This window comes from Brevundimonas sp. DC300-4 (assembly GCF_049897365.1).
GTDB lineage: Bacteria > Pseudomonadota > Alphaproteobacteria > Caulobacterales > Caulobacteraceae > Brevundimonas.
This window is the reverse complement of sequence record NZ_JAFCWC010000050.1, coordinates 1-727: the sequence shown is the minus strand read 5'-3', so window position 1 is coordinate 727 and position 727 is coordinate 1. Positions and strand designations below refer to the sequence as shown.

Here is a 727-nt window from a genome sequence, read left to right as displayed (position 1 = left end):
CCCTCCAACATCGGCGCTTGCAGCACCGCAAAATCGCCGCCTAAATATCGAACCCAGACAAGGCCAACTCTCCACTAAATCCGCACCCCGACTGTCCCAAAACATCTGACGACGTACAGTGGCTGGCCGCCTGAAGGAAGACGATGACTGCATCCCGAGCCGGCAAAACCCTGATGATCGTTGAGGACGAGGTGCTCGTCGCGATCGTCCTTAGGTCTGAACTGGAGGACGCCGGATACCATGTCCTCCACCTGACTGACCGCATCGCCGAGGCGCTTGAGGTTGCCAAAGCAAGCCAGCCGGATCTCGCGCTGGTCAATATCGATCTGGTCGGCGGCGACGACGGCATCGAACTCGCCAAGCAACTCAAGGCCCTGGACATTCCGGTCCTGCTGATCAGCGGGCAGGTCAGCCGCGCCCGGTCGGCCAGGACGGTCGCGATCGCCTCGCTACCGAAGCCGTACGACGCCGCCGATATGGTGCTTGCCGTGACCTACTTACTGGAGTGCCTTCAGGGGGACGCCTCGCTGCCGAAGCCGAGCGGCCTCGAAGTGTTCGACGAAGCAGGTTTCGGGGTGGTGCCAGCGGCCTAGGATCAGGGCAGCGGGTGAGCGTTTGTCGCCATGACGAGTTCTGGCGTATCAACACCATTCTTTCCAACCGGAGGCACGCATGGCTGACACCGATCAATCCGCACTTCTGGCCATGACCACGGGCATCATCGCCA

The 727-nt window shown here is 61.5% G+C and carries 1 protein-coding gene; it reads left to right on the top strand.

Annotated elements, in window-relative coordinates:
* The first annotated feature begins 143 nt into the window (after positions 1-143).
* Positions 144-593 (top strand): response regulator, encoded by a 450-nt coding sequence (locus ACP7AZ_RS17815; RefSeq protein WP_426039983.1) that lies wholly within the window; start codon positions 144-146, stop codon positions 591-593.
* The last annotated feature ends 134 nt before the right edge of the window (positions 594-727 follow it).

Coding starts and splice junctions, on each gene's coding strand:
- ACP7AZ_RS17815 (WP_426039983.1), top strand. CDS start 144: ATGACTGCATCCCGAGCCGGCAAAACCCTGATGATCGTTGAGGACGAG.